Annotated in this window: 5 protein-coding genes; all 5 read right to left on the reverse strand. The window is 61.4% G+C overall.

What is annotated here, in order from left to right; all coding sequences use genetic code 11:
* Window positions 1-123: 123 nt before the first annotated feature.
* Window positions 124-1,011 (reverse strand): UTP--glucose-1-phosphate uridylyltransferase GalU, encoded by an 888-nt coding sequence (gene galU / locus ACH2DG_RS20800; protein WP_395028493.1) that lies wholly within the window; start codon window positions 1,009-1,011, stop codon window positions 124-126.
* A gap of 107 nt (window positions 1,012-1,118) precedes the next feature.
* On the reverse strand, window positions 1,119-4,034 hold the full coding sequence (locus ACH2DG_RS20805; RefSeq protein WP_395028494.1) for a valine--tRNA ligase: 2,916 nt from the start codon (window positions 4,032-4,034) through the stop codon (window positions 1,119-1,121).
* Between the two features lie 215 nt (window positions 4,035-4,249).
* Window positions 4,250-4,825, reverse strand: coding sequence for a YceI family protein (locus ACH2DG_RS20810; protein WP_395028496.1), 576 nt, complete (start codon window positions 4,823-4,825; stop codon window positions 4,250-4,252).
* Window positions 4,826-4,907: 82 nt separating this feature from the next.
* Window positions 4,908-5,483 carry a YceI family protein gene (locus ACH2DG_RS20815; protein WP_395028498.1) on the reverse strand — a complete coding sequence of 192 codons (576 nt, stop codon included), beginning with the start codon at window positions 5,481-5,483 and terminating at the stop codon, window positions 4,908-4,910.
* A 28-nt stretch (window positions 5,484-5,511) separates the two neighbouring features.
* Window positions 5,512-6,075 (reverse strand): cytochrome b, encoded by a 564-nt coding sequence (locus ACH2DG_RS20820; protein WP_395028499.1) that lies wholly within the window; start codon window positions 6,073-6,075, stop codon window positions 5,512-5,514.
* Between the last annotated feature and the right edge of the window lie 175 nt (window positions 6,076-6,250).

Consider the following 6,250-nt stretch of genomic DNA (forward strand, 5'->3'; position numbering starts at 1 on the left):
ATCCGCCGGCTTGAATTACCGTCCCAGGTGTCAACCTAATCTAGGACGGGTCACTATTGGCAATCCGCAAGCCCGGGTGGGGCGGACGGTGCCTGTTAGATCGTAAACACGTTCTAGCTCAGATCAGATGCTCAGGTTCTTGAGGTACTGGCGGAAGCTTTCACCCACATCGGGATGCTGCAGCGCGAGCTCAACCGTTGCCTCCAGAAAGCCTTCCTTGCTGCCGCAGTCGTAGCGCTTGCCGCTGTACTGGTAGGCGTACACCGTCTCGTGCGCCATCAGGCGTTCAATCGCATCGGTCAATTGAATTTCGCCGCCCACGCCCTGGGGCTGGTTGCGGATCTGGTCGAAAATACCCGGGGTCAGCACATAGCGGCCTGCGACCCCCATGCGCGACGGCGCTTTTTCCGGCGCCGGTTTCTCCACGATCTCGTCGATGCGCATCAAGGGGCCACCTGCGGGCTCTCCCTTGACGATGCCATAGCGCTTGGTGTGTTCCAGGGGCACTTCCTGCACAGCCAGCAGCGAACGACCTTGTTTGAGGAACGCCGCCGTCATCTGCGCCATCACGCCTTGGCCGCCGGTAGAGCCGGTCATCAGATCGTCGGCCAGCAGTACGGCAAAGGGTTCGTTGCCGACCAGCGGCTCGGCGCACAGCACGGCGTGGCCCAGGCCCAGCGAGCGCGGCTGGCGCACGAAGAGGCAGTTCATGTCGTCGGGGCTGACGCTGCGCACCAGCTCCAGCATGGCTTGTTTGCCGGCTCGCTCCAGTTCGTTCTCCAGTTCGTAAGCGGTGTCGAAATGGTCTTCGATCGCGCGCTTGCTGCGGCCGGTGACGAAGATCATGTCGCGGATGCCGGCCTCATAGGCTTCTTCCACGGCGTACTGGATCAGCGGCTTGTCCACGACGGGGAGCATCTCCTTGGGGGACGCCTTGGTGGCAGGCAAGAAGCGTGTGCCCAGGCCAGCTACCGGGAAAACTGCTTTGCGTACACGGGTTGGAGTGATCATAGGTGCTCAGTTTACTAAGGCAGATGTGACAAAGGCGCAGCATGCTGCGCCTTTGTGCACCGTCATGGCGCATTATCTGCCGATTTGCGCATGGCAACGCCGGGGCTTCAGCCCAGGCGCTGCAGCTGCTCCTGCAGTTTGGCGAGGGTGGCGCTCTTTTCGGCCACGCGCGTGCGCTCCTGCTCCAGCACCGCGGGCGGCGCCTTGGCGACAAAAGCCTCGTTGCCCAGTTTCTTTTGCGAGCTGGAGACTTCGGCTTCCAGGCGGGTGATTTCCTTGGTCAGACGGGCTTTTTCGGCTGCCACATCGATCTCGACAAACAGTGCCAGGCGCGCATTGCCCACCACGGAGGCAGGCGCATTCTGCGCCTCGGCAGACCAGGCGGCTTCGTCTTCGAAGACCTTGACGTCGCTGAGCTTGGCCAGGCTCTTGAGCACCTGGGCATTGCTGTGCAGGAATTGCAGCTCGTCGGCCGAACCTGCCGTTGCCAGCAGTGGCACGCGCTGGGCTGGAGAGACGCCCATCTCGCCGCGCAGCGCACGGCAGGCGTCCACCATCTGCTTGATGCGGGCCACGTAGGCGATGGAGGCTTCGTCGATCTTCTCGGGCTGGGCCTCGGGGTAGCGCGCAATGGCGATGGATTCGCCCTTGAGGCCGGCCACCGGTGCCACCTGTTGCCACAGCTCTTCCGTCACGAACGGGATGATGGGGTGCGCCAGGCGCAGGATCGCTTCGAGCACGCGGATCAGCGTACGGCGCGTGCCGCGCTGCGCAGCTTCGTTGCCAGTCTGGATCTGCACCTTGGCGATTTCCAGGTACCAATCGCAGAACTCGTTCCAGACGAAGTCGTAGATGGTGTTGGCCACATTGTCAAGGCGGAACTCCGCAAAGCCCTTGGCCACCTCGGCCTCGACCTTCTGCAACTGGGAGACGATCCAGCGGTCTGGCTGGCTGAACTGCAGGTACTCACCGGTGGCGCATTGCTCCTTGGTGTGTTCCAGCAGACCGCAGTCATGGCCTTCGCAGTTCATCAGCACGAAGCGCGAGGCGTTCCAGAGCTTGTTGCAGAAGTTGCGGTAGCCTTCGCAGCGCTTGCTGTCGAAGTTGATGCTGCGGCCGAGCGACGCCAGCGCAGCGAAGGTGAAGCGCAACGCATCGGCGCCGTAGGCGGGAATGCCTTCGGGGAATTCCTTTTGCGTGTTCTTGCGCACGGTAGGCGCAGTCTCGGGGCGGCGCAGGCCGACGGTGCGCTTGTCCAGCAGGGGCTCGAGCGCAATGCCGTCGATCAGGTCCACCGGGTCGAGCACGTTGCCTTCGGACTTGGACATTTTCTTGCCCTGCGCGTCGCGCACCAGGCCGTGGATATACACGTGCTTGAACGGCACACGGCCGGTGAAGTGCGTGGTCATCATGATCATCCGGGCAACCCAGAAGAAGATGATATCGTAGCCGGTCACCAGCACCGAAGAGGGCAGGTAGAGGTTGTAGTCGTCGTCGGCAGCGTCGGTCTGGGCAGGCCAGCCCATGGTCGAGAACGGCACCATGGCCGAGGAGTACCAGGTGTCGAGCACATCGGGGTCGCGGGACAGTTTCTTGCCGGGCGCAAGCTTGTCGGCCTGAGCCTGGGCTTCGGCCTCGCTCTTGGCAACGTAGATGTTGCCTTCTTCGTCGTACCAGGCCGGAATCTGGTGGCCCCACCACAGCTGGCGCGAGATGCACCAGTCCTGGATGTTGTTCATCCACTGGTTGTAGGTGTTGACCCAGTTTTCGGGCACGAACTCCACCTGGCCCGAGGCCACGGCGTCGATGGCCTTTTGTGCAATGCTCTTGCCCGTGGGGTCCTGGTCGCTGACCTTGCTCATGGCAATGAACCACTGGTCGGTCAGCATGGGTTCGATCACCTGGCCGGTACGGTCGCAGATCGGCACCATGAGCTTGTGCTTCTTGGTCTCCACCAGCAGGCCTTGCGCCTCCAGGTCGGCCACGATGGCCTTGCGGGCTACAAAGCGGTCCATGCCGCGGTATTTTTCGGGCGCCTCGTCGTTGATCTTGGCGGTCAGCGTCAGCACCGTGATCATGGGCAGGCCATGGCGCTGGCCCACCTGGTAGTCGTTCTGGTCGTGCGCAGGGGTGACCTTCACCACGCCGGTGCCGAACTCGCGGTCGACGTACTCATCGGCAATGATGGGGATCTGGCGGCCCACCAGCGGCAGGGTCACGGTCTGGCCGATCAGGGCACGATAGCGCTCGTCTTCGGGGTGGACCATCACGGCCACGTCGCCCAGCATGGTTTCGGGGCGGGTGGTGGCGACCACCAGGTTGCCTTCGCCGCTGGTGAGCGGGTAGGCGATGTGCCAGAGGCTGCCGTCCTTTTCCTGGTTTTCAACTTCCAGGTCCGACACGGCCGATTGCAGCACCGGGTCCCAGTTCACCAGGCGCTTGCCACGGTAGATCAGGCCCTGCTCATAAAGCTTGACGAAGGTGTCGGTCACCACGGTGGACAGCTTGTCGTCCATCGTGAAGTACTCGCGGCTCCAGTCCACGGTATCGCCCATGCGGCGCATCTGCGTGGTGATGGTGTTGCCGCTCTTTTCCTTCCACTCCCAGACTTTCTTGACGAAGTCGGGGCGGCCCAGGTCGTAGCGGCTTTGGCCTTGTTCCTGCAACTGGCGCTCCACCACGATCTGGGTGGCGATGCCAGCGTGGTCGGTGCCGGGAATCCAGGCGGTGTTGTAGCCCTTCATGCGGTGGTAGCGCGTGAGGGAGTCCATGATGGTCTGGTTGAACGCATGGCCCATGTGCAGCGTGCCGGTCACGTTGGGGGGCGGCAGCTGGATGGCGAAGTTCTTGTGCTCGGCGGTGGCCTGGGCGTCCGGGTGGCCGGTGCCACGGTAGCCTGCGTTGCCATAGCCGCGCTTTTCCCACTCGGGGCCCCAGTGGGCTTCGATGGACGAAGGCTCAAACGACTTGGAGAGGCTGTCGAGGCCCGGCTGGGAGACCGTTGTGGAATTGGTTTCGCTCATGGTGTTATCAATGGAAAACGGCATCGCGGGTGGGGATGCCGTTTTATAGCAATCAGACAGATGGCTTGATTTTAGCCCGCCCGCTGGCAGGAATGGGCTGCGTGGGCATGCGGGCTGAGGCGGAGCGGTTGCAATTGCGGAACGCACTCTCAAAAAAATAGCTGCCAGCGCTTGTCTATCAAGCGCTGGCAGCTATTTTTATATGAAATACGAGCTTATTGCTTCACTGCTTCGATCTGCAGCACCAGGCGCACATTCTTGGGGAAGCCATAGGCGATACCGTAATCCAGGCCCCACTGCGTACGGTCGATGGTGGCTTCAAAGTCGCCGCCGCATACTTCGCGCTTTTGCAGCATCGGGCTTTCGTAGCAGGTGAACTTGTTGGCCTTGATGGTCATCGGTGCGGTCTTGCCCTTGAGGGTCAACTGGCCGGTCACTTCCTTGAGCTTGTCGCCATCAAACACAAACTTGTCGGACACGAACTTGGCGGTGGGGAATTTCTCCGCGTCAAAAATGTCGGCGCTTTGCAGGTGCTTGTTGAAGGATGGCGTGCCGGAGTTGACCGAAGTCATGTCCAGTTCCACTTCTACCTTGCCGCTCTTGCCTTCCTTGTCGAACTCGACCGAGCCGGTCTTCTTGTCGAAGCGGGCGCGGTTGGTGGAGGCGCCGAAATGGTCTATCTCGAACGTGGCGAAGGTGTGGGTCGGGTCGATGGCGTAGGTAGCAGGCGCTGCCTGTGCGGCGGTAGCAAACAGAGCGGCGGCGGCCAGGGCAAAAACGGTGGTACGCATGGTGAAAACTCCTTGTTGGAATGGAATATCAAAAATGAGAGCTGCTGGCGCTTGATGGGGAAGCGCCAGCAGCCAATTTCGTTTAAATCTTGCCGATGCCGGTCAATGCCAGTTTGAACTGCACGTTCACTTCATCGGCCACCATGGAGGTGTCGGCCCAGTCGCCATCGCCAATCTTGAAGGCCAGGCGCTTGAGCGGCAGGGTGCCGGTGGCCGTGGTGGTAGCACCCGATTGCGCCAGCGTCACAGGCAGGCTCACCTTTTGGGTGTTGCCCTTGATGGAGAGCGTGCCATCCACCTGGAACTTGCCGCCCCCCAGCGCCTTGACGGCGCTGGAATCGAACGTGGCCTGCGGGAATTTTGCAACGTTGAACCATTCTGCCTTGGGCAGCTCGGCGTCCGTTTCCTTGGCGCCCATGGTGGCGCTGCCCGTATCGACCGTGAAGTGGATCTTGCTCGCTTCGGGCTTGGCTGCGTCGAACGCAATCTTGGCATCAAACTTCTGGAAGTGGCCCTTGATTGGCACGCCCATCTGTTTGGCTTCGAAATTGACGGCGCTCTGCGCAGGCACCAGGGCCTGCTGGGCAAATACAGGGGCAGCGAAGGCCGCTGCGCCCAGGGCGGTGGCGATCAGAGTGGTTTTGAAGAAGGAAGACATGGGTTCGTACTCCAGAAAATGGGGGATATCAGGCTTTGCCGGGCAGCATGCGGGCCAGCAGGCCGTCGCGGTCGATCAATTGGTGCTTGAGGAGCGCTGCCACATGCAGCACCACCAGGGCTGCCAAGGCGTAGGCCAGGTAAGCGTGCCAGGGCTTGAGGGCCTCGGCCAGCTCGGGGCTCTTGCCCACCAGATCAGGCAGGGGCAGCACGCCAAAGAGGACGATAGGGAACCCGGCGGCAGAGCTGTAGATCCAGCCAACCAGCGGAATGGCGAAGAACAGCACATACATCAGGTGGTGCACGCCATGGTGGGCGATGTGCTGCCATGCGGGCATGCTGCGGCTGACGGCCTCGGGCAGCGCGGGGGGGCGGTGCGTGATGCGCCACAGAATGCGTAGCGCCGACAGGACCAGGATCGTCATGCCGGCCCATTTGTGCCAGTTGAAGTATTTGAGCCGGGCGGGCGAGAACGGCAGGCTGGTCATGTACAGGCCAAAGGCAAAGATGCCTATCAGGGCCAGGGCCAGAATCCAGTGCAGTGCGATGGCGGTGCCGGTATAGCGTTGAGAGTTAGTTGGGGCAGGGGACATAAAAAAACGCTGCGCTACAAGCGGCAGCGGTCATCAATGGGAGCCAGTGTAGGAGCAGGGGGTGTTGCGAAAGTTCAGCCTGATTGATGTTGAAGTTCAAAGGAATTGAATTGACTGGCGTGGGACACACAAAGTTCCAGAACCAATTGCCATATGCAAATGCCGGTTGGCTATT

The sequence above is a fragment of the Comamonas odontotermitis genome, from assembly GCF_040396735.1.
In the GTDB taxonomy this organism is placed as follows: Bacteria; Pseudomonadota; Gammaproteobacteria; order Burkholderiales; family Burkholderiaceae_C; genus Comamonas; species Comamonas odontotermitis_C.

Coding starts and splice junctions, on each gene's coding strand:
- galU (WP_395028493.1), bottom strand. CDS start 1,011: ATGATCACTCCAACCCGTGTACGCAAAGCAGTTTTCCCGGTAGCTGGC.
- ACH2DG_RS20805 (WP_395028494.1), bottom strand. CDS start 4,034: ATGAGCGAAACCAATTCCACAACGGTCTCCCAGCCGGGCCTCGACAGC.
- ACH2DG_RS20810 (WP_395028496.1), bottom strand. CDS start 4,825: ATGCGTACCACCGTTTTTGCCCTGGCCGCCGCCGCTCTGTTTGCTACC.
- ACH2DG_RS20815 (WP_395028498.1), bottom strand. CDS start 5,483: ATGTCTTCCTTCTTCAAAACCACTCTGATCGCCACCGCCCTGGGCGCA.
- ACH2DG_RS20820 (WP_395028499.1), bottom strand. CDS start 6,075: ATGTCCCCTGCCCCAACTAACTCTCAACGCTATACCGGCACCGCCATC.